Annotated in this window: 18 protein-coding genes, 3 tRNA genes and 3 rRNA genes (1 of these 24 running past the window's edge); 6 read left to right on the plus strand and 18 right to left on the minus strand. The window is 36.8% G+C overall.

Annotation, left to right across the window (positions count from 1 at the left end):
• The 3 genes from NBE98_RS20345 to NBE98_RS20355 form a co-directional block, all read right to left on the minus strand.
• Positions 1–209, minus strand: partial view of an adenylate kinase gene (locus NBE98_RS20345; RefSeq protein ID WP_250816837.1) — the start only. 439 nt of this gene lie to the left of the window's left edge; the window shows 209 of its 648 coding nt (coding positions 1–209); the start codon lies at positions 207–209; the stop codon falls past the left edge of the window.
• Between the two features lie 294 nt (positions 210–503).
• Positions 504–1268, minus strand: a complete 765-nt coding sequence (locus tag NBE98_RS20350) for a DODA-type extradiol aromatic ring-opening family dioxygenase (RefSeq protein ID WP_250816838.1) — start codon at positions 1266–1268, stop codon at positions 504–506.
• 272 nt (positions 1269–1540) lie between these two features.
• Positions 1541–2050: a GNAT family N-acetyltransferase gene (locus NBE98_RS20355; RefSeq protein ID WP_250816839.1), complete on the minus strand. Its 510-nt coding sequence runs from the start codon at positions 2048–2050 to the stop codon at positions 1541–1543.
• A gap of 352 nt (positions 2051–2402) precedes the next feature.
• On the opposite strand from NBE98_RS20355, the gene NBE98_RS20360 reads away from it, so the two are divergent.
• The gene (locus NBE98_RS20360; protein ID WP_250816840.1) at positions 2403–3356 is read left to right on the plus strand and encodes an alpha/beta hydrolase; all 954 of its coding nucleotides are present in this window, start codon (positions 2403–2405) and stop codon (positions 3354–3356) included.
• A 74-nt stretch (positions 3357–3430) separates the two neighbouring features.
• Here the strand turns inward: NBE98_RS20360 and NBE98_RS20365 are convergent, their stop codons facing one another.
• Positions 3431–3991: a DUF6143 family protein gene (locus NBE98_RS20365; protein ID WP_250816841.1), complete on the minus strand. Its 561-nt coding sequence runs from the start codon at positions 3989–3991 to the stop codon at positions 3431–3433.
• 187 nt (positions 3992–4178) lie between these two features.
• On the opposite strand from NBE98_RS20365, the gene NBE98_RS20370 reads away from it, so the two are divergent.
• A tRNA-Thr gene (locus NBE98_RS20370) sits at positions 4179–4254 on the plus strand.
• 3 nt (positions 4255–4257) lie between these two features.
• Positions 4258–4332 (plus strand) — tRNA-Glu (locus tag NBE98_RS20375).
• 84 nt (positions 4333–4416) lie between these two features.
• On the opposite strand, the gene NBE98_RS20380 is transcribed toward NBE98_RS20375, so the two are convergent.
• The 4 genes from NBE98_RS20380 to NBE98_RS20395 all read right to left on the minus strand — a co-directional run bounded on the left by NBE98_RS20380 (position 4417) and on the right by NBE98_RS20395 (position 8963).
• Positions 4417–5115, minus strand: coding sequence for a DUF2238 domain-containing protein (locus tag NBE98_RS20380; protein WP_250816842.1), 699 nt, complete (start codon positions 5113–5115; stop codon positions 4417–4419).
• Between the two features lie 192 nt (positions 5116–5307).
• Positions 5308–6426 (minus strand): Ger(x)C family spore germination protein, encoded by a 1119-nt coding sequence (locus tag NBE98_RS20385; protein WP_250816843.1) that lies wholly within the window; start codon positions 6424–6426, stop codon positions 5308–5310.
• Position 6427: 1 nt separating this feature from the next.
• Entirely contained in the window at positions 6428–7507 is a 1080-nt protein-coding gene (locus NBE98_RS20390; RefSeq protein ID WP_250816844.1) for a GerAB/ArcD/ProY family transporter, read from the minus strand.
• A complete protein-coding gene (locus NBE98_RS20395; RefSeq protein ID WP_250816845.1) occupies positions 7500–8963 on the minus strand; it encodes a spore germination protein in 1464 nt (487 codons plus the stop codon). Before NBE98_RS20395 ends, NBE98_RS20390 begins: the two co-directional genes overlap by 8 nt.
• 330 nt (positions 8964–9293) lie before the next feature.
• On the opposite strand from NBE98_RS20395, the gene NBE98_RS20400 reads away from it, so the two are divergent.
• Positions 9294–9935: a DUF4397 domain-containing protein gene (locus NBE98_RS20400; RefSeq protein WP_250816846.1), complete on the plus strand. Its 642-nt coding sequence runs from the start codon at positions 9294–9296 to the stop codon at positions 9933–9935.
• A 148-nt stretch (positions 9936–10083) separates the two neighbouring features.
• On the opposite strand, the gene NBE98_RS20405 is transcribed toward NBE98_RS20400, so the two are convergent.
• From NBE98_RS20405 to NBE98_RS20445, 9 genes are all read right to left on the minus strand, one after another.
• Positions 10084–10536: a redoxin domain-containing protein gene (locus NBE98_RS20405; RefSeq protein WP_284703669.1), complete on the minus strand. Its 453-nt coding sequence runs from the start codon at positions 10534–10536 to the stop codon at positions 10084–10086.
• 134 nt (positions 10537–10670) lie between these two features.
• Positions 10671–10787 (minus strand): 5S ribosomal RNA (gene rrf, locus NBE98_RS20410).
• A 53-nt stretch (positions 10788–10840) separates the two neighbouring features.
• A 23S ribosomal RNA gene (locus NBE98_RS20415) occupies positions 10841–13747 on the minus strand.
• 356 nt (positions 13748–14103) lie between these two features.
• A 16S ribosomal RNA gene (locus tag NBE98_RS20420) occupies positions 14104–15606 on the minus strand.
• Together the 16S, 23S and 5S rRNA genes with 1 tRNA gene alongside form the textbook arrangement of a ribosomal RNA operon.
• Positions 15607–15748: 142 nt before the next feature.
• A tRNA-Pro gene (locus NBE98_RS20425) sits at positions 15749–15824 on the minus strand.
• A gap of 88 nt (positions 15825–15912) precedes the next feature.
• Complete coding sequence (locus tag NBE98_RS20430) at positions 15913–16386, minus strand: metallophosphoesterase (RefSeq protein WP_250816847.1); 474 nt, start codon at positions 16384–16386, stop codon at positions 15913–15915.
• Positions 16383–16979, minus strand: a complete 597-nt coding sequence (locus NBE98_RS20435; RefSeq protein ID WP_250816848.1) for an XTP/dITP diphosphatase — start codon at positions 16977–16979, stop codon at positions 16383–16385. Before NBE98_RS20435 ends, NBE98_RS20430 begins: the two co-directional genes overlap by 4 nt.
• Positions 16976–17725, minus strand: a complete 750-nt coding sequence (gene rph / locus NBE98_RS20440; RefSeq protein WP_250816849.1) for a ribonuclease PH — start codon at positions 17723–17725, stop codon at positions 16976–16978. Before rph ends, NBE98_RS20435 begins: the two co-directional genes overlap by 4 nt.
• A gap of 55 nt (positions 17726–17780) precedes the next feature.
• Complete coding sequence (locus NBE98_RS20445; RefSeq protein WP_250816850.1) at positions 17781–18782, minus strand: AIR synthase family protein; 1002 nt, start codon at positions 18780–18782, stop codon at positions 17781–17783.
• A gap of 94 nt (positions 18783–18876) precedes the next feature.
• Here NBE98_RS20445 and NBE98_RS20450 point away from each other — a divergent pair, with 94 nt between their 5' ends.
• Both NBE98_RS20450 and NBE98_RS20455 read left to right on the plus strand, forming a co-directional pair.
• Positions 18877–20289: a hypothetical protein gene (locus tag NBE98_RS20450; protein WP_250816851.1), complete on the plus strand. Its 1413-nt coding sequence runs from the start codon at positions 18877–18879 to the stop codon at positions 20287–20289.
• A gap of 107 nt (positions 20290–20396) precedes the next feature.
• Positions 20397–20555, plus strand: coding sequence for a hydroxymyristoyl-ACP dehydratase (locus NBE98_RS20455; protein WP_250816852.1), 159 nt, complete (start codon positions 20397–20399; stop codon positions 20553–20555).
• Between the two features lie 11 nt (positions 20556–20566).
• Here the strand turns inward: NBE98_RS20455 and NBE98_RS20460 are convergent, their stop codons facing one another.
• Positions 20567–22159, minus strand: coding sequence for a peptide ABC transporter substrate-binding protein (locus tag NBE98_RS20460; RefSeq protein WP_250816853.1), 1593 nt, complete (start codon positions 22157–22159; stop codon positions 20567–20569).
• Between the last annotated feature and the right edge of the window lie 69 nt (positions 22160–22228).

The following is a 22228-nucleotide window of genomic DNA, read 5'->3' on the forward strand; positions in this document are numbered from 1 at the left end:
TTTTTTACAGCAGCTACAGTCAGCTCATCTGGAACTAACTCCCCTTTTTCCATATAACTTCTTGCCTGTATTCCTAAAAATGTATTTTTTCTTATATTATCTCTAAATATGTCTCCAGTAGAAATATGAGGTATATTTAAGCTTTCGCATATTAGTTTTGCATGTGTTCCTTTTCCAGCTCCTGGGGCCCCTAATAATAATATTCTCATAAAATCTCCCTCCTGTATTATAAATATATATTAACGCAACATGTATGCTACACTATATATTATATGTGATACACTACTTATATTCAATAGGTTTTATGTGTTTACTTATATATTCATTATTTTTAATTGTTGTGCTTATCTGAAAATATCAGCAGAATAATAGAAGGTCCTTCATAGCAGGTTAGTTCTTAAAATAAATAAGATATGCTTACAAGCTGCGATTTACGTTAATCAAACAGATTCTAAACATATCTTATTAACTTATTAACTTATTATATTTTCAAGTTCTATTTATTAAAACTCAATACAAATGTAACTTAAAGTCCCATATGAATAACTTCTATGAAGCACCTTAGGGAAGTTACCTTGACCGCTTCCCATAGCTACAAACAAAGGTACAATATGCTCTTCCCTCGGCACAGCAGCTTTGGCATTTGGTGCTAGGTTTCGGTATTCAAATAATGCCTTTTTACCGTTATTTTCTACATTTTCAATAAGCCAGTTATCGAATTCTACTGCCCATTGCACCGCTTCAGCAGCGTTCCAGTCTATAGTTCCTAAATTATGAACAGTTGAACCACTACCAATTACTAAAATATCTTCACTGCCAAGATCTTTAATTGCGCTACCGAGGTTATATTGTTTGTCCATTGGCATGTTAGGATTAACTGATACTTGAACAACCGGTATATCTGCTTCAGGGTACATTAAATAAAGTATATCCCAAACGCCGTGGTCCAATCCTCTTTTACTATCCAATTGACTGTCTATATCCACTGCTTTGAGCATAGCTTGCAGCCTAGATGCAATTTCTACTGAACCCCTTGCATTATACTTTATGGAATAAAGTTCTTTTGGAAATCCATAAAAATCGTAAATCATTCTATAGTTATCATTAGTAGAGGATATTGTAGTAATCTCATTTTCCCAGTGTGCAGTAAAAACAACTATTGCTTTAGGCTTTATTCTCTTTCCTATTTCTTTAAGGAATCTTGTGTATTCATTATCTTCAATTACAAGTGTAGGTCCACCATGGCATACAAATAAAGAACTAACCATTATACTCACTTCCTTCAATTAATATATGTTTATTAATATTATTATCTTTTACTTAGTTACTTTATGTAACTATAGTACCGCAACCTACTTACTTTTGTCAAGCGAGTATAATAACATAACTTATTATCTTTTAATTAAACAAGTGAGCATCTACTTCCAGGAATTTTAATAATGGTTGTGTTAAAGAATACCGCTCAATATCAACGGCATTCTTTAACACAACCTAATAAATTCATATGTCTTACTTTTATTTCAAGCTTTAATTAATCATATTATGCAGCAGACTTTAAAAATTCATCTATAGATATAGCATACTGAGCTTCTTTTAAAAGCTCTTTTTCCTTTTTAAAGCCAACTTTTTTAAACACTCTCACAGAACGTTCATTTTTAAATTTTATTTTTGCAACTACCTTATCAGATCTCCACTGAAAAAATGCATGCTTGAGACCTTGAAAGATTGCACTGCTGCCAAGGCCCATGCCCCATCTTTTTTTATCTCCAATAACAATTACCATTTCCGTATTGTTTCCTTTAGGAATAAGCCTTAAAAAACCTATTGGCTCATCCTCCGGGGTAGTTAAAATAAAAAAACTTCCATCCTGATTAAATAAATGTGTTAAAATAGGCAGGTTCACCCTGCTTATGACTTGCCTAATGCTATTACCTACATTCTGCTTCTCATTCAAATACTGTGTTATCTCAGTATCCTCAAGCCACTCGATAAGCTTCCAAGCGTCTGATGAAAAGACTTCTTGTCGTAATAACACCTTACCAGCCTTCATTATAGCATCTCTCCTTAAAAAATAATAAAAACCTATCTCAAAGCATAATACCTAAGATAGATTTCCACCTATATGGAAAAGCTACCATCTATTTGCCAATAAGTAAAATGTGATAACTGCAGTTAAATGAATTTAACTGTCAAAACTGACCTAAATCTCAATTTCTCTGCAAAAAAGTCATTAACTTGTTTGAATTTTTATAATATTTCAATTAAATGTTAAATCTTTTGTTTTCTGTAATTTATTTTACATGCAAGCAATCAATCTATTTTTTTGCTTGCCAAGTAAGAACCCATGTAGCATACTTAAATTAGTAAATAAATAGCACTAAAAAATGGGGGTATGAGTAAAAATGAAGCTAGCCATAATTTCAGCAGGTATAGTAATTCTTTTAATCGCTGCTTACTTTGCTGTTGGCAATTACTTTTATAATTATGCTCTGAATGCAACTAACAAAAAGGATTTTTTAGAAAACAATCCTAATTTACCTTCAAATAAATCCATCAATCCTGAAATGACTGATGCAGCAAAAAAAGCCGACTTAGACTTTTTAAGCCAGCATCCGCCTATTGAAACATCAATTATTTCTTTTGATAAGCTAAATTTAAATGCTTATGTATACAAATATGATAACGTCAGTCATAAATGGTCAATAGTAGTTCATGGCTACAATAGCAGCGGTAAGTGGATGACGCGATGGGCTCGAAACTTTCATGAACAAGGATATAATGTTCTTGTACCTGACCTTCGGGGGCATGGAAATAGTGGAGGCAATTATATAGGCATGGGGTGGAATGATCGCTTAGATATGCTTCTATGGATCAATAAAATTATAGAAATGGATTCAAAGGCTGAAATTGCACTTTTCGGCATATCTATGGGAGGAGCCACAGTAATGATGACTTCCGGTGAAGACCTTCCTTCAAATGTTAAGGTTATTGTGGAAGACTGCGGGTATTCTTCTGTTAATAGTGTCTTTGCTTATCAGCTAAATGACATGTTTGGTTTACCTGAGTTTCCTGTAATGACAGCCGCTAATACAGTTACGAAATTACGCGCTGGTTATAGTCTTTACAAAGCCTCAGCAGTAAAACAAGTGGCTAAAAGTAAACTACCTACATTGTTTATACACGGAGATAAAGATACCTTCGTTCCCTTTAAAATGTTGGGTGAAGTATATGAAGCATCTTCTGCTCCAAAAGAAAGACTGGTTATAAAAGGAGCAGCTCACGGGCAAGCTGAGGCAGTTGATCCAAATGCCTACTGGAATACACTTTGGAGCTTTGTTAATAAATATATTAAATAGTAATGAAATAATAAAAAACCACCCCAGAAATCATTTTTCAGGGGTGATTCTTTTTGCAAATAATACTGTTTTTATTATTTCAACTTCTCTTCCCACCATCCTAAAGCCACAATAACCTTAGAAGGTTTTACGCTTGAGGATTTAATATATATAGTATAGTTTCCACAGGGTGGTACAATAAACTTACCATCTTCCTCGCTCACCAGTGTTCCATTTGGCGGTACAATTCTATCATAGATATTAACTCCACCTCGAGGAGTATCTTCGGTAGATTGCACATATCTAATATTTACCTTATTATCTGGCAAAGGCTCTAAAGCAGTATTTGATGGAGAAACCTTCTGTGATACAATTCCTTTTTCAGAAAGCCTTGCATTAAGCCATATTTCAGCAGTTAAATACTCATCCGAAAAATTAGATATAGTTATCACATTTGCAAACAAGTTTGTCCCTGAATTACAGGGATTAAACAAGCCCGCCCAAGCATTAGAGCCATTTCCTACCCATAGAGCTTCACTCTGCCCTACGAAATACTTTCCTTTGAGAGACTCAAACAACGTGATTGGAATATTAACTACTTGCTGAGGTGTACTGCACCAGTTATCAATAGAATAGCATTTGCTTTCATAAACCATTTAATCATCTCCTATGGTTCTTAATAGTACAACAGCATCGTGTATTGTTGATATATATTATTCCGTTTGCTTAAGATGGTTCTTTCTATAACAAAAACATTACACATAGGTAAAAGTATGAAATACTAGAAAAAATATATTCTTGAAAGCATCGCTTGAACCATATATAATTACAGTTGTCAACTATGCTGGAATAGCTCAGTTGGTAGAGCGTCACCTTGGTAAGGTGGAGGTCACGGCTTCAATCCCCGTTTCTAGCTCCATATGGCTCATTGGTCAAGCGGTCAAGACACCACCCTTTCACGGTGGTAACAGGGGTTCGATTCCCCTATGAGTCACCAATCCACACAATTAAAAATTAAAGGTGCCAACTCTTAGACAAATGGACATATAAGATGTCTAAATATCTAAGGGCTGGCACTATTTTATTTCAGCTCTAATTTTAAATGTTTTTTCCTCAAATCAAAATATCCAATCATTGTTACAATCAACGCTCCAAAGCAATCAACAACCAAATCCTCCATGGTATCTAGCAGTGCTTCCCTTCCAACTAATAAAGTTCTATTTCCACTCATAAATTTTTGCATATTAGTCCCCAGAATTCCATCTGCAGTAAACTCGTATATCTCCCATACCGTTCCGCATAATATGGCGAAGGAAAATGCAAATAGAGCTACAAAAAAAGGGCTCAGTTGAATACTTATCTTTTCTGAGCTGTTAAGAATATTAACAATCATGAAACCTACAGCACCTAACATAGCTGCACTAAAACAGTGTAATATCACATCCCAATAGGCAATTCTTAAATAAAAATTCCGCACTTCTCCAAGATAGATAGCACAAAACAGAAAAATAAAATATATTATTTCCATCAAATCCGGTATATCAATATGAAACAAGTGCTCAACTTTTGAAGGCAGAAAAATTATTATACATCCTAGAACACACTGCAGTATCATCAGAACATAATCGCTTTTAACTCTTTCATATTCATTTTGAGCAATACCTGATGGAGCATTAAAAAGCATATAAGCCGCATAAACAGTTGAAATTATAAGTAGTAATAACACAAAGGCAAAAACTACATTCTTATCTTTTTCTAATTTTTTATTTTTGTCTATCAATTGACATTCCCCCGATTAATCCTTCCTATAAGCAATTCTTTCTATGTATATTTACATTATTGTTGTAATAGACCAGGATATTGGAGGAATTTATGTACATGCTATTGCATTGTATGGAAGCTAAACCTCTTATACTGCTTATATGTAATATTTCTTAAAATAATTTTGTAAATATTATCTATTTCTCGATAATTACTTTATAACTCCATGATTACTTATATCGATATCAACACTAATATCGAATATCACATTTTTATAGTCCTTCTCCCAATTAACTTTCTTCCAGTAATTATTATGCTTTGCACGGACTATATCTCCTACACCCAATGGGTCACTGCCTACCTCCTGAGTGTACTTCAGCGTTTGCTCACATACATTTTTTATATCTCTTTCTATAATATGTTCAATAGATTCTTGAAATTTTTCGTCATAACTCTTATTCCACTTGTATTCATTTATAACTGTATTAAGTTTTAAGGATATATTAACAACTGGTTTATCATCCTTTATATCAACTAGGAGCTTGCGCTTAGCTTTAGTTATAGTGATTGCACCACCTTTCTTGTTATTTTCTCTTTCTTCATTAGATAGTGCTTTAGAGATATAGACTGCATTTTTTACTTTCCCCATCATTGCTAATAATAACGATGTTTGTTTTGTATCGACTTTTCCTACCATCTTATCACCTGCAAACAACGCTGAACCTGTAACTTCAATCCCCGCTCCCCTTTCACTACTCAATTTAAGAATAGGTACAATAGGGTCGATACCCGGACTAAAATATTGGGTTGTAAACTGAAATATTCTAGATTCTGGTACATTAGATGCTCGAATATTACTTCTAATTAAATCATGAATATATTTTGAGGATGGGGGTTTATCAGTTAATGTTTTTAATTCCTCGAGTATCGCCTTTGGACTGCCATCAGTAATAACAACAAAGGCACTAGGAGGATTTATAGGATCCCTTTCGATTACGTCAAACAGATCATATATTCCTTTGTATGCTAAGGATTCAGATATCAGAAACTGCTGCACCTTTCCAGCCTCAACAGCTTGTGCTGATATTTGTCTTACCTTCTCGCGAAACTCTCTTACCAAATTAGCATTAGTATAAATTAACTCGGTTCTTTCTTTAGTGCGTTCCTCTACCACAGGCATAACTGCTGATAACATCATGTCTCCTGAATTAGAGGGTTCAATTCCAACCTGCATAATAAACCCTAATTCTTCATATATCTTTTGATCCCAACACCCTGTGCAATTTACAAATGTCAATATAATCATTATAAAAGCTATTGCTTTTTTCAATTTATATTAGCCACCTTCTTTTCACGAAAGATATAAGGAAAGTTATGTTGATGATAAATATTAGGAAAATCCCTAGATTCCCTCCAAATTTCAAATAATCGTACATAGCTTCAAAATTTCTTGGTACCCTGCTTATTGCTATTACAGCGACAGCCAAAGCAAAAATTAAAAGTTTCTTCATTCTGATTTTAAAAACTTTTGTTATACCGTAGTAGGCTGAAAAAAAATAAGCACGTACGGAAGAAGCTATTGTTGGGAACCAGAACATTATGTAAAAAATATCAAATCTTTCAATAACCGGGATATTTAAGGACTGTTCAAGATTGTAAATTGGAAATACAAGCATAGCTAATTTTGTTTCTCCAAACATAGCAGTTGTAACAACTACCGCCATTACATAGTATAGAGTTGTAATAGCTATAGACAGGCACATATAGGTAGCAGCTTTGTCTTTATTTTTTATATTTGGATATATTACAGCTACTAATTCAAAGCCAAGAAATGAGTAAGCACTTATTTTTACTCCATTTGCAATATTACTTAAGCCAGCATAGCCAACCGGAAGCAAATAGGTGTATCTTGTGTATTTAATTGCCATCAAAAGCGTTAATATCATTATGAAATAAGAAAAATAAAGCATAACAGAAAATCTAGCTATAACTTTTAATCCTTTAGCTACTCCATATACTGTAGATATTGATATAATAACGGTTATTACTAATGGAGGCGTAAGCTTAAGAACTATAATATTGACAATTTCCATAAAAACTCTTAAGGTCATACCGGCAATGAACACTAAATATAGCAGAAAACTAAAATTAAGTATAAACCCCAAAATTTTCCCATATATTATATCATTTATTTGGAATATAGTTTTATCAGAGTAGCTTTTTAATAAATTCATAATTATTAATCCCACAGCTATACACAGAAAGCCTGTGATAATAATTGATATCCAACCATCATGACCAACTTTCTGAGCTAAAATGGATGGCAAAGTGACAATTCCTGCTCCGATTTCTGCTGAAACCAGCAGAGCCATTAATTGGGTAGAGGTGATATCATGCCTTGAGTCATTCATTATTATCACCTCTATTCTTGTTAGTTGGTTGAGTGATATGTGGTCTTTTATTCATAAAACTCAAAGGCAATTTAATAAAAGTATCCTTCAAGTCCCTTAATTTAAAAGGCATGATAGGAGATAAATAAGGCTGTCCTAAGGATTCCAAAGAAAGCAAATGCATAGCGAGCAAAACCAGGCATACTGTTATTCCAAGAATTCCAAACATGGACGACATTATTAATATGATTATTCTTATCACAATCAAAGCCAATCCTAAGTTGTTGTCAGGTGTTACATAAGATGCTATAGCCATTATTCCTACAACTATAATAAATACGTTACTTACTATTCCTGCAGCTACTGCTGCCTGACCAATTATGATACCACCAACAATACCTAAAGTTGTGCCTATATAGGTAGGGAGCCTTATGGATGCTTCCCTCATCATTTGAATTGTAAATTCCATTACAAGGGCTTCAACAGCTGGAGGGAAAGCAACACCAGTTCTAGATCTAGCAAGTGTAGTTAATATATCTATAGGTATTAGATAGTATTGAAAAGCAGTAATTGAAACATATAGCCCTGGCAAAATTAATGTAGTAATCATACCTAGGATTCTAATAATCCTAACAACTGTACTTGCTATCCAGTTTGCACTGTAATCGTCAGGAGCTTGAATAAGCGAAAATAAAGAAATTGGAGCTATTAGTACAATGGGAGTCCCCTCTAATAATACAACAAGCCTTCCTTCTAAAAGTGCTGCAACTGCTTTGTCAACTCTCTCTGTAGAAACATGTTGAGGAAACAAGGAATACTTAGACTCTGTTATAAGCTGTTCAACTTGCCCCATAGATATCAACCCATCAGTACCAATATCTTTAATCTTACTATAAAGAATACTTAATATCTCCGGATTTGCTATCTCTTCAATGTAAGCTATGGCCAGATTTTGATGAGTTACGTTTCCTAGAACTATATGTCTGAACTTTAATCTACTGCTCTTTATTCTTCTTCTTAATAAGGTAATATTTGTAGATAGAGATTCTATAAAGCCATCACGAGAACCCTTCACATTTTTCTCTCCCTCAGGTTCAGTTATAGCCCTATTTTCTATATCTACTAAATCACAAACAACTGCAAAATTAGCTCCGTCTAATAAAAATACAGTTTTTCCTTCTAGTACGGAGGTTATTACCTTTTCCATATCAGTGCATATAAAATTATTTAAAGTTGGAAGATACTCTATAATATTTTTATTTGCCACCATATAATAATCCATGGATAATAATGGTCTTATAAAATCTCTTTGAAGCAGATCAGAATTCACATAATCTTTTATGAAAATAAAACAGCCTTTCTTCATTTGCTTTAACGTTACTAGTTTTTGAATAACATCTGGGCAATCTTTAAAACTAGTATTTAAAACTCTTAAGTTTTCATTTAAACAAACAGATAACTCTTTACTTGTGCTCAAAAGTCTATCACATCCTCTTAAATAGCTTCTGCTTTATATTACTAAATTCTGTAAGTCTAAATTATATTATTATCCACTTTGTACCCTATTATGTAACTTGTAAAAGTTAATGATATCTCACTATCTTAATCTTTAGTTACCATCTGAAAAGTCTTAAATCTCTTATCTAATTAGATGTATAAATTACTATCAATATATATTTTTTATGTATGACTATAAATAAATTGCTATCCAAAACGCACATATAATAGTAAATAAACATAACTTGTATGAACATTATAAAATTTTTATCATATCATGATAATGACAAAAATTTCAAGGAGATAGTATATGTATTACAGTCCATATACTCAAATGATAACTAATTATTACAGACAAACATCATCAAACTCTTATATTAGGATGTTTCATGCTTTACCAGATACCCCAGCTGTAGATATTAATGCTAATGGAAATCTTATTGTAAAAGATCTTAATTATAAGGAAATCTCACCATACTTTCCTGTTTCTCCTGGCAGCTATAATATTACACTTTACCCTACAGGACAAACCACATCACCTGTTATAAGTACTGTTATCTATATCCCTGAAAACACTATATTTAATATGGCTGCAATTGGAACTGCCCCTTTTATTACTTTATATACTATTCCTGAACCAACAACTGCTCAAAACTTTGGGAGGCCTTGTATAAGATTCATTCATCTTTCTCCAAATGCACCTGCTGTGGATATTAAAGTGTCTGATGGTACAAAAATATTTGATAATGTAGGTTTTAAGGATATTACAGATTACGCTTGTCTTCCTGCAGGAACTTATACCTTCACAATAAATACTGCTAATACAAACACTCTAGTATTAACCGTTCCAGATGTTACACTTAATCCTAATACTTTCTATACCATTTATGCAGTTGGTCAAGTAGGTAAAACTCCTACACTAGAAGCATTAATTGTATCTGAGCCAAGATAAAAAATATGAATAAACCTATTAATATGTTCGTAATAAAAGAGCGACTAACAACTATCAGCTTCATAATGTAGCTGGTAGTTGTTAGTCGTTCTTTTTAATATTTTTATAGGTTACGTCTCTAATCTATATGCGTATATTATACTTTAATCTATAGTAATTTATAAACCTCTTCCATATCCGGCTGCTCGTCAAGAGCATAAATTTTATGGAATATAATATTATGTTTTTCATCTAAAACAACATTAGCTCTCTCTGCAAAGCCCTCTTTATCTCTGAAAGCTCCATATTGGGAGGCTACCTTACCATGTGGCCAGAAATCAGAAAGCAAAGTTGTATTGTTGACTCCTATCATCTCTGCCCATGCCTTATTGGCATAGGGTGAATCAATGCTTATTGCCAGAGCAACTGAGTTAGTGTTTTTAATATTATCAAAATTCTCTTCCAGAGAACCAACCTGATTCTGTCACACTGGTGTAAATGCAACTGGATAGAATGATAAAATCACCTTTTTACCTTTGAAATCAGCAAGGCTTACCTTGTTTTCTTTTGAACTCATTAAACTAAATTCTGGAGCTTTATCTCCAATTTTAATATTTGGCATATTCTCATCTCCTTAAAAAGTATATTAATATTGTGCCTTTATTTTTTTGTTTTATTAGGAGTTAAATTAATTTTAACTTTGAAATTGAATTAATGATAAAACAAAAAGCTCTAGATATTCATCTAGAGCTTAATTATTGGCAACTATCTACTCTTCCACTTAGTCTCCCAAGCAGTACCATCGACATCTCAGAGCTTAACTTGCGTGTTCGGTATGGGAACGAGTGTACCCTCTGCATCATCATCACCAATTATGTAGTTAGAAAGAACATTATTCTTTCAAAATTGCACAGATTAAAATATATTTGGTCAAGCCCTCGACCTATTAGTATCAGTCAGCTAAATATGTTACCACACTTACACCTCTGACCTATCAACCTTGTGTTCTTCAAGGGGTCTTACTAGCTTACGCTATGAGAAGTCTTATCTTGAGGTGGGCTTCACGCTTAGATGCTTTCAGCGTTTATCCCGTCCTAACATAGCTACCCAGCCGTGCCACTGGCGTGACAACTGGTGCACCAGAGGTTAGTCCATCCCGGTCCTCTCGTACTAAGGACAGCTCCTCTCAAACTTCTTGCGCCCGCGACGGATAGGGACCGAACTGTCTCACGACGTTCTGAACCCAGCTCGCGTGCCGCTTTAATGGGCGAACAGCCCAACCCTTGGGACCTACTTCAGCCCCAGGATGCGACGAGCCGACATCGAGGTGCCAAACCTCCCCGTCGATGTGGACTCTTGGGGGAGATCAGCCTGTTATCCCCGAGGTAGCTTTTATCCGTTGAGCGATGGCCCTCCCACGAGGAACCACCGGATCACTAAGTCCTACTTTCGTACCTGCTCCACTTGTAAGTGTCGCAGTCAGGCTCCCTTCTGCCTTTACACTCTTCGAGCGATTTCCAACCGCTCTGAGGGAACCTTTGAGCGCCTCCGTTACATTTTAGGAGGCGACCGCCCCAGTCAAACTGCCCACCTAACAATGTCCTGTGACCAGATTCATGGCCGCCAGTTAGAAACTCAGTACTGTCAGGGTGGTATCCCAAGGATGACTCCGCAGGGCCTAACGACCCTGTTTCCCAGTCTCCCACCTATCCTGTACAGACAATACCGAATCTCAATGCTAAGCTACAGTAAAGCTCTACGGGGTCTTTCCGTCCAATCGCGGGTAGCGAGCATCTTCACTCGCAATACAATTTCGCCGGATTCGTTGTTGAGACAGTTCCCAAGTCATTACGCCATTCGTGCGGGTCAGAACTTACCTGACAAGGAATTTCGCTACCTTAGGACCGTTATAGTTACGGCCGCCGTTTACTGGGGCTTAAGTTCATGGCTTCGCCTTACGGCTAACCAATCCCCTTAACCTTCCAGCACCGGGCAGGCGTCAGCCCCTATACATCAGCTTTCGCTTTAGCAGAGACCTGTGTTTTTGCTAAACAGTTGCTTGGGACTATTCTCTGCGGCCACATTGCTGTGGCACCCCTTCTCCCGAAGTTACGGGGTCAATTTGCCGAGTTCCTTAACAACGATTCTTCCGCTGGTCTTAGGATTCTCTCCTCACCTACCTGTGTCGGTTTGCGGTACGGGCACCAATTACCTCGATAGAAGCTTTTCTTGACAGTGTGGAATCAGATACTTCGCTACTTAAATTTCGCTCCCCATCGCACCTCAGCTAATCCAGGCGGATTTGCCTACCTGAATACCTAAATGCTTAGACAGACTAATCCAACAGTCTGCACATCCTATCCTTCTGTGTCACTCCATCTCTAATAACGCCATTGGTGGTATCGGAATATCAACCGATTGTCCATCACCTACGCCTTTCGGCCTCGGCTTAGGTCCCGACTAACCCTGAGCGGACGAGCCTTCCTCAGGAAACCTTAGGTTTTCGACCAATGAGATTCTCACTCATTTCTCGCTACTTATGCCAGCATACTCACTCCTGTACAGTCCACCACTCCTTACGGTATGACTTCTGCCCATACAGGAAGCTCCTCTACCACGTACCTTACGGTACATTCATAGCTTCGGTGGTAAGTTTTAGCCCCGGACATCTTCGGCGCAGGATCTCTCGACTAGTGAGCTATTACGCACTCTTTAAATGAGTGGCTGCTTCTAAGCCAACATCCTAGTTGTCTTAGAAATCCCACATCCTTTTCCACTTAACTTACACTTTGGGACCTTAGCTGATGATCTGGGCTGTTTCCCTTTTGACTACGGATCTTATCACTCGCAGTCTGACTGCCGGGATAAAAGTATATGGCATTCGGAGTTTGATAGGGTTCGGTAATCTAAAAGACCCCTAGCCCATTCAGTGCTCTACCTCCATTACTCAATTACCCGACGCTAGCCCTAAAGCTATTTCGAGGAGAACCAGCTATCTCCGAGTTCGATTGGAATTTCTCCGCTATCCACAGCTCATCCCATGGTTTTTCAACACCAACGTGGTTCGGTCCTCCACGGAATTTTACTTCCGCTTCAACCTGTCCATGGATAGGTCACCCGGTTTCGGGTCTACGACATGCAACTATTTGCCCTATTCAGACTCGGTTTCCCTTCGGCTCCATACCTTAAGTATTTAACCTCGCTACACATCGTAACTCGCTGGCTCGTTCTACAAAAAGCACGCCGTCAGGCTTTAATGCCCTTCGACTGTTTGTAAGCACACGGTTTCAGGTTCTATTTCACTCCCCTCCCGGGGTTCTTTTCACCTTTCCCTCACGGTACTTCTTCACTATCGGTCACTAGGTAGTATTTAGCCTTGGGAGGTGGTCCTCCCTGCTTCCCACAAGGTTTCACGTGTCTCGTGGTACTCTGGATCAGAACTCTTGTTATTCACTTTCATCTACGTGGCTATTACACTTTATAGCGAAGCTTTCCAGCTTTCTTCGATTAATGACATCACAATTTTAATGTTCTGTCCGCAACCCCAGCAATAAATTGCTGGTTTGGGCTCTTTCCCTTTCGCTCGCCGCTACTTAGGAAATCGATTTTTCTTTCTCTTCCTTCAGGTACTTAGATGTTTCAGTTCCCTGAGTTACCTTCCTGCACCTATGTATTCAATGCAGGATCCACAGTTTTAACTGTGGGGGTTGCCCCATTCGGAAATCTCCGGATCACAGGCTATTTGCGCCTACCCGAAGCTTATCGCAGCTTATCGCGTCCTTCATCGGCTCCTAGTGCCAAGGCATTCACCATGCGCTCTTCGTAGCTTGACCAATCAACAATTCTATAAAATCTTATGTTGTATCAAGTAAAATGCGGAATTTTCACCCGCTTTTACGCAGATAGAATATTAGACTTTGTTGAACTTGTTGAGATGCTAATTCAATATTAATATGAAGTAATTAAAACGCGAGTAATCATTACTTCATTTGCGAAATTGTATACCCTTTTAATTACTATATAGTAGTTAGTTTGAGTATAACAATTTTAATTGTTTAATCTGTGCAATTTTCAAAGAACAATTGAGATTTACCTACAGTCTTTCGACCATTGGTCTCTCAAAATTAAACAGAGATTTAAGGATTTCCAGCTACCAGTTGTTCATTGAACAATCTGGATTTCTCCATAGAAAGGAGGTGATCCAGCCGCAGGTTCTCCTACGGCTACCTTGTTACGACTTCACCCCAATCGCTACCCCCACCTTCGGCCGCTGCCTCCATACGGTTAGCTCACGGACTTCGGGTGTTGGCAACTCTCATGGTGTGACGGGCGGTGTGTACAAGGCCCGGGAACGTATTCACCGCGACATTCTGATTCGCGATTACTAGCAACTCCGGCTTCATGCAGGCGAGTTGCAGCCTGCAATCCGAACTGGGATCGGTTTTATAAGTTTTGCTCCACCTCGCGGTATTGCGTCTCATTGTACCGACCATTGTAGCACGTGTGTAGCCCTAGACATAAGGGGCATGATGATTTGACGTCATCCCCACCTTCCTCCGCGTTAACCGCGGCAGTCTCGCTAGAGTGCTCAACTTAATGGTAGCAACTAACGACAAGGGTTGCGCTCGTTGCGGGACTTAACCCAACATCTCACGACACGAGCTGACGACAACCATGCACCACCTGTCTTCCTGCCCCGAAGGGCTTCCCGCATTACCGGTAATTCAGGAGATGTCAAGTCTAGGTAAGGTTCTTCGCGTTGCTTCGAATTAAACCACATGCTCCGCTGCTTGTGCGGGCCCCCGTCAATTCCTTTGAGTTTTAATCTTGCGATCGTACTCCCCAGGCGGAATACTTATTGTGTTAACTGCGGCACGGAGGTCATGATAACCCCCACACCTAGTATTCATCGTTTACGGCGTGGACTACCAGGGTATCTAATCCTGTTTGCTCCCCACGCTTTCATGCCTCAGCGTCAGTTACGGTCCAGAAAGTCGCCTTCGCCACTGGTGTTCTTCCTAATCTCTACGCATTTCACCGCTACACTAGGAATTCCACTTTCCTCTCCCGCACTCTAGATACCCAGTTTCAAATGCAGTTCCCAAGTTAAGCTCGGGATTTTCACATCTGACTTAAGCATCCGCCTACGCATCCTTTACGCCCAGTAAATCCGGACAACGCTTGCCACCTACGTATTACCGCGGCTGCTGGCACGTAGTTAGCCGTGGCTTCCTCCTCTGGTACCGTCATTATCGTCCCAGAAGACAGAGCTTTACAACCCGAAGGCCTTCTTCACTCACGCGGCGTTGCTGCATCAGGCTTTCGCCCATTGTGCAATATTCCCCACTGCTGCCTCCCGTAGGAGTCTGGACCGTGTCTCAGTTCCAATGTGGCCGTTCACCCTCTCAGGCCGGCTACGCATCGTCGCCTTGGTGAGCCGTTACCTCACCAACTAGCTAATGCGCCGCGGGTCCATCTTGTAGCGGATTGCTCCTTTGATACATTCTTCATGCGAAGCATGTATGTTATGCGGTATTAATCTTCCTTTCGGAAGGCTATCCCCCTCTACAAGGCAGGTTACCCACGTGTTACTCACCCGTCCGCCGCTGGGAACCGAAGTTCCCCGCTCGACTTGCATGTGTTAGGCACGCCGCCAGCGTTCGTCCTGAGCCAGGATCAAACTCTCAATTTAAAAGTTTGAATCTTTTAAGCTCATCGCTTACTTATTGTTAGAAGTTTTTCAACTTCAAAAGAATTGCTGGTCATTTACCTTTATATTCTCTGTTTAATTTTCAAAGACCAATTTGTTCGCCGTCATCNACACCCGCATATTATGGTCGGGGTGACAGGGATTGAACCTGCGACCTCATGCTCCCAAAGCACGCGCGCTCCCATCTGCGCCACACCCCGTTGTCGGGAAGTTCTTGTTTGTCTCCCGACGACATAGATTATTCTACACGATATATTTAAATTCGTCAACACCTTTTTTAAAAAAAATTCATTTTATATTTTTTACCGAGACAAGCACTTTGTTATGAGAGATTTCAAGTATAACTATACTCTTTGAAGAATCTCTAGGAAGGGACGCACTGCCAGGGTTTATAAACCATATTCCATCCTCGTAAATCTCGGTGAATTCATGTGTGTGCCCAAACAAAACTATATCTGCTCCTACTTCCTTTGCTCTGTATTTTAGCTTTAAAAGTCCATATTTGACATCATATCTATGACCATGGGTAATATATACTTTCTTTCCTTCTATCTCCTCCAGTCTTTCGGCAGGAGTAAAGCTTGTAAAATCGCAATTTCCTCTTACATTTATAATTTTGCCTTTATAGTTAGCTTGAAAAGTCTCTACGTCTTCAACATTATCTCCAAGATGAATGAGCATATCTGTATCATCAATCAGTTTAACTATTTGATTTAAAGAATACCTATGCCTATGAGTATCACTAATAACAGCTATCTTCATAGTGTATTTTTGAGCTCCTCCTTTAACTTTTGCAGAGCTCTTGCTCTATGGCTGATTTCATTTTTATCCTGCTCGCTTAGTTCTCCAAATGTTTTATTCATCTTTGGAACATAGAAAAGAGGATCATAACCAAAGCCACCTCTTCCAGAAAGCTCCTCTTTTACAACCCCCTTTATATCTCCTTCAACTTTTATGATCCTATTTTCATCTAATATTAAGACAATCGCACTAACAAATCTTGCTCCTCTTTCTTCAAAAGGTTTTCCTTTCAGCAATTCTAACAGTTTTTCATTGTTCTTAGCATCATTTCCATGCTCTCCAGCAAATCTTGCAGAGTAAACCCCTGGTTCTCCCCCTAAAGCGTCTACCATAAGGCCTGAATCATCAGAAAGAACCATTGAATCTTTTGCCAACCTAAATATTTCATAAGCTTTTTTATAGGCATTCTCCATAAAGGTACTGCCATCTTCTTCAACATCAATATCAATTCCAGCTTCTTTAAGAGATACTATTTCAAAAGGAAATTCAGCTAAAATAGCTTTTATTTCCTTAACCTTGTGCTCATTATTACTAGCTATTATAAGTCTTTTCATTTCCTTGCTCCTGTTCCAATCCATAGGCAGTCTGTCTTTAGTACATCCTTTTGTATTTGAATCAACTGTTTGTTTCCCTTTTCTCCAAGTGCTAATAGTTCATCTAAATCTTTTCTGGAAAACGGACTCTCTTCACCAGTTCCCTGAACTTCAATGAACTCACCTTCATCTGTCATTACTATATTCATATCAACCTTGGCTGCAGAGTCTTCAACATAGCAAAGATCCAGCACTTTTATATCCTTAACTATACCAACACTAACCGCGCTTACAAAATTTCTAATTGGATAAATCTCAAAGGCTGTATGCTTATGTAGCTTATTCACAGCATCCACTAAAGCTACAAATGCTCCAGTAATAGATGAAGTTCTTGTTCCTCCATCTGCCTGTATAACATCGCAATCTATCCATATGGTTCTCTCGCCTATAGCTTTTAAGTCTACAGCAGATCTAAGCGCTCTACCAATAAGCCTTTGAATCTCCATGGTCCTTCCATCTATTTTAAGTTTTGCTATATCTCTCGGTTTCCTAGTCTGTGTAGACCTTGGCAGCATATTGTATTCACAAGTTATCCAACCTTCTCCTGTTCCTTTTAAAAAAGGTGGCACCTTATCCTCGATAGATGCTGTACATATTACTTTTGTATCTCCTACTTCGATTAATACAGAGCCTTCAGCATGTTTTATATAATTTCTTGTTATTTTTGTAGGTCTTAACTGATCATTCTTTCTTCCATCTATTCTCATTTTATTCCTCCAAAACATATCTGCTATACCTATATATAATAGCACAGTATGTATATTATATACAAAATTTATTGATTTTTTCCTCAATGGTAAACAGCTCATCTCTTTCAGGAGGTCGAACCTCTTGCTCTACGCTATTTCCAACTAGAATTCCCTTACTTGAGGTTATCTTTCCTACTAGGCTTGCATTAATCCCATTCTGCTTAAGTCTTTTAACAAGCTCTTCTCCGTTTTTTGTAGTTACAAGCATGCTTCCAGAGGATATAAATCTTAGAATATCCAAATTAAGCCTATCACATATTTTTTTAGTTGCTTCACTTATAGGCATCCTTTCCCCGTAAACTTTAAAGCCAACGCCGCTTGCTTCAGCCATCTCCCAAAGGGCTCCAAGCACTCCCCCTTCGGTTATATCATGCATGGAGTTTACTCCAAAACTCCCGGCTATAGTCCCTTCCTTAACTACGCTGATGTTATTCACATAATCTCTAGCTTCTTTAATTTCTTCTTCAGATAATATATCTTTTATATAATCGTAATAATCATTAACTACTATAGAACTTCCTTCCATTCCAAGAAGCTTTGTTACTACAATGTCATCTCCAATTTTTGCTCCAGAAGTTGCAACAGCACTTCCTAATTTTCCTTTTCCAATCGCTGTACAAGAAACTATTAGCTTATTGACGGCATTTGTTACTTCAGTGTGCCCTCCTAAAATTTCTACATTCAGTTTTTTGGTTTCCTCATCTATCTGTCTCATGACCTCTTTAATCTCTTCCATGGTAATATTTTCTGGAGCAAGTATTGTCACCAAAATTCCAACGGGCTCAACCCCACAAGATGCAATGTCATTGCAATTTATGTGTACTGCTAGCTTTCCAACATTGGATTCTGTTCCAGTTATAGGGTCTGTTGAAAGAACACACTCATAATCACCATACTCTACAACACTGCAATCCTCTCCTACCCCGCTTTTAATTCTGACATCTGCTCTATCAACGCTTCTATTTGACGATATTATTTCTTTTAGGTCATCCCAATTCAATTTTCCAACTTTCATAAAAAAACTCCTTCCTTTTAAAAAGTGAACAAGCACTTTTTAACAACTTAATTCATATTATTTATATAAGGATTAATTTATGGTGGTGTAGATTTTGAAGTATATAGGTCCATTTTTAAGAATGAACTCTCTAAACAGTGAAACAATTGAAAAACAATTATTTTTTCTAGCAAAGGAATCTGTTAAATACCTAGTACTGCATTCGAAATGCGGCATAACACTTCATACAAATGAGTTAAAAGTTAGAAATACACCTAATTTTGATAATAGCATACTTAGCTCTCTTTCTCCACTTTTATGTGTTTATAAAAAAGGAAATGCTAAACTTTTAAGCATTGGTGGAAATTTAAGCTTTGATGAAGATTCCTTAAAAAGAGAAATAACCATTGAAAGTAATGCTTTCATGACTTTAAGTCTTCTCGAATTAGTAGACTACTACAAAAAATTTAAGGACATCGATAATAAAAAATACTCATTAAGCACACTCTACTTATCCATAGCAAGAAAACAGCTTGAGTTTTTTGCAGCAAATCTTAGAAACATAGAGGGAGTATTCGTTGATAAGAAGCATGGCAGCAAAGATTCCTCAGAAGATAACAAGTTCGAAGAGAAAAATAAAAAATTTAGGTATTCGGATCAAGCTCTTCTTATGGCTGCCTACTACAAATACTCGTTATTTGATGAAGGTAAATATGGAGAAGACTACAAAAACTTTGCCTTAGACATACTCAAAATGTTTTTAGAGTTTAGAGATGAATTATATCGATGCTCCAACGAGGATTTATTAAAGCTTTCTCTTGCTTTCAATTTATTATATAGATATTCTGGTTTGGATGACGCAAAATTAATTATGCTTGATTTAGGAGAGCTTTTAATAGATAGTTCACAGGAACAAAGCGAAGATATAAGAGAGGACACGTCTGACTATGACGGACTGCTTTATATTAATCTCATGCTCCTATATAGCAGTACAGGAATACTGAAATTCAAGGATAAGGCAGAAGAGATTTATTCAAGGCTCTTGGAACTTTATCAACCAGAGAGAGGTATTTTTATAAAGCTTACTGATAAAAAAGAAATTGAGTATACCTGTATGGATATAGTACTTTATCTATTATCTGTTTTAAGTCATATGAATATCTTTGAAAAAACTAAGGACGGCAATCTAGTTGCTGTAGATATTTTTAAGCGCCAATTGGTAGACTCAGGAATAATATTAAGCTGGCCTGCTAGTCCGGATTTAGACGATATAGAACGATACAGAGGTTTTTCTTCAAAAGCTGAAGATTTACTAGAAGAGCAAGATTTTAGAATGGCATCTGTCCCAACTCCTGATAGTGTTGAACTGCCACCTATTTTCATAAAATACGTAAACTATAATAAAAAGAAAGAAACCTTCTCTCAAAGCAAGTTTACATTTGACAGCACAAAAAATATGCTGCTATTTTTCCTTATTCTACATTTAGGTAAGCTATTTGATGAAAAAGACTTGTCTCCAAACATTTAAACATTCTAACAGATTAATGTAATTTGTGCAGCTATCTCCTTGAGTTAAAAAAGCTATACTGAACAAACTATATATAACAAAACACTGAACTATGGAGTTGATACATTATGACAAATATTAACTGCTCTGAAAGCTGTACCTACTCTATAAATGGCAAGTGTACTTTAAATCAAGCAGCTACATTAACAAGTTCAATCAACCTCTTAAATGGCTGCGGTTACTTTATTGCTAAAAAAATTATAAAGAAAAGCTCCCAAGATATTTAGGGAGCTTTTCTTTATTTCTCTATATAAGCTCTATCTAGCTTAATATTGCCTTCCTTAGTTGCATATACATCTTGCACGGAAGACTTTTTACATAAAATTATATTATGAAAATATATTGGTATAGCAGGAGCGTCACTTAAAAATATTTCTTCAGCCCTTTTTAAAAGGTCTTTTCTCTTAGCTTTATCATTTTCAAATTTAGCTTTAGAAATCAAACTATCAAACTCAGCATTTTTATAACCAAATATATTAAGCTTAGAATTAGAAGCCCAAGACTCCAAAATAGATGCTGGATCATCATACAAGAGAGCATAATTCATTATCATCATATCATAATCACCGCTTTTCAAAACATCTTGAAGTTCAATATCATTATATCCCTTATAATCTAAGCTTATATCTAAATTTTCCTTGATATTTTTAACTAAGGCATCACAAAGCCTTCTATTTTCGTTGTTGTTTAAATAAACTATTTTTAGCCTTTCCTTCTTGTCATATTTGCTTTCCCTAAGCAATTTTTTACTCTGCTCTTCATTACCTTCGACTTTAATCAATGGTTTAAATTTCAAACTTTCATCTACTGAACCAGTATCGTTAGGTACATATGCTGATGCACTCCTGGCTATATAGTTCAAATCACCGCTAAGCAGGCCATCTCTATCTATAGCTAAGCTTATCGACTGTCTAAAGTTAGAATTACTTATTATTCCAGCCTTTTTAAAATTGAAATTTAGGCTAGCTCCACCTTCTATTGGCACAACTTCTGCTTCTCCGTCAAGCACTAATTCACCGCTCTCACTCAATGGTGGGTTAATAAATAGATTAATTTTGTTGGTTTTAAATAATGCTAGCGAATTTTCACTTCCTTGCGATGAAGTTAAATAAATTCTTTCGCTTTTAACCTCATTCATGTCATAATAATATTCATTTTTAATTAAGGATACTTCCCCGTCTTTTGAAACAGTATCTATAATAAATGGACCTGAATAAACAATTTCGCTGTAACTATTCTTCCAGTCTTTCAGATTACTGCCTAATTTTCTCAGCGTATATATTGGCTGACTTAGAATCTCAAGAAAATAGCTTGTTGGAGAATTTAACCTTATCTCTAATGTCTTACTATCCACCGATCTTATAGCTACACCGTTAAAGGCTTTTTTATTTTCTCTATACTCTTGAGCACCAAAGATAGAATACAGCTGATAAGCGAAAATATTGCTTTGCTTGCTGTTTAAGATATCCTTGAAAAAGCTCTTAAAATCCTCAGAAGTTATAGGTGTTCCATCACTCCAATAAGCACTTTCTCTTAGCTTAAAAGTATAGGTTATGTTATCATTTCCTATAGTCCAGCTTTCGGCAAGTCCTGGAACAATATCTCCATTTTCATCTGTTTTTACAAGACCTTCAAATAATGAAATCATAATATCCTTGTTTCTTATTTTACTGTCATCTAACAGTATCAAATTCTCAGGCATAGATCCAATATTATATACTAAATAGTCATCAGTTTTATTATATTGACTTATATTATTAACCTTTTTTTCTACGCAGCCCGTGCTTATTAAAAATATAAATGTAGTTGCCAACAGAACTAACTTTTTCATTTGCTATTCTCCCATTTATAGACTTTAAACTTGTTTTAATTATTGTCATTAATTATTAAAATTAATCAC

This window comes from Clostridium swellfunianum, assembly GCF_023656515.1.
In the GTDB taxonomy this organism is placed as follows: Bacteria; Bacillota; Clostridia; order Clostridiales; family Clostridiaceae; genus Clostridium_AT; species Clostridium_AT swellfunianum.